Origin of the sequence: Streptomyces sp. JJ36 (assembly GCF_021696945.1) — a bacterium.
Classification (GTDB): domain Bacteria; phylum Actinomycetota; class Actinomycetes; order Streptomycetales; family Streptomycetaceae; genus Streptomyces.
On record NZ_JACYHE010000172.1, the window covers coordinates 1 to 874 of the forward strand.

Genomic DNA, 874 nt, shown 5'->3' on the forward strand with positions numbered 1-874 from the left:
TGGCCCAGTAGTACTCGCCGGGGGTGGTCAGGCCCCAGGCGTAGTGCTGGCCGGGCTTGAGGGTGTAGGGGAGCGGGACGAGGGGCTGGGGGGTGATGTGGTCGGGGTAGGCGGCGGGTTCGGGGTAGGCGCGGCCGTAGACGGGGACGGTGTCCCGGCCGGGCTTGGGGGTGACGAGGCGTCCGCGGGTGGGGACGGCGGTGGGGTGCTCGGGTGGGTTGTGGAACCAGGCCTTGCGGCCGAGGTACCAGATGGCGGTCCAGTCGCCGTGGGTGCCGGCGCGGGCGTACTGCTGGCCGGTGGAGGCGCGGGCGCCGGTGTCGTTGACGCCGGTGGTGGAGGGTTCCCCGCCGGGGTGGAGTCCTTCGTCGGGGACGAGGGGGGCATCGTGGCGGGGGGCGGTGTGCAGGCGTACGGCGGTGGAGCCGTGGGCGGGGCAGGGGTCGCCGCTGGTGTCGCAGCCGGTGTAGCGGGGCTGGTGGGTGGGGTAGTGGGGGCGGATGGTCAGCAGGGGTGAGCCGGGCGGTGCGGTGGGGTGCAGGGGGGCGTGCAGGAGGCGGAAGTAGTGGGCCCAGTCCCAGTAGGGGCCGGGGTCGGTGTGCATGCCGGGGATGGTGGCGGGGACGGTGCCGGGGACGTTGTCGTGGCCGAGGATGTGCCGGCGGTCCAGGGGGATGTCGTAGCGGCGGGCGAGGTGGCGCACCAGGCGGGCGGAGGTGCGGTACATCGCCTCGGTGTACCAGGCGTCGGGTGCGGTCAGGAAGCCTTCGTGTTCCAGGCCGACGGACTTGGCGTTGACGAACCAGTTCCCCGCGTGCCAGCCCACGTCCTTGGTCCGCAGATGCTGCGCCACCCGCCCGTCCGACGACCGCAG

1 protein-coding gene is annotated in these 874 nt (G+C 73.9%); it reads right to left on the reverse strand.

Going from position 1 to position 874, the window contains the following annotated elements:
* On the reverse strand, positions 1-874 hold an 874-nt coding region (locus HOY81_RS27030), incomplete at both ends, for an N-acetylmuramoyl-L-alanine amidase (protein ID WP_237323343.1).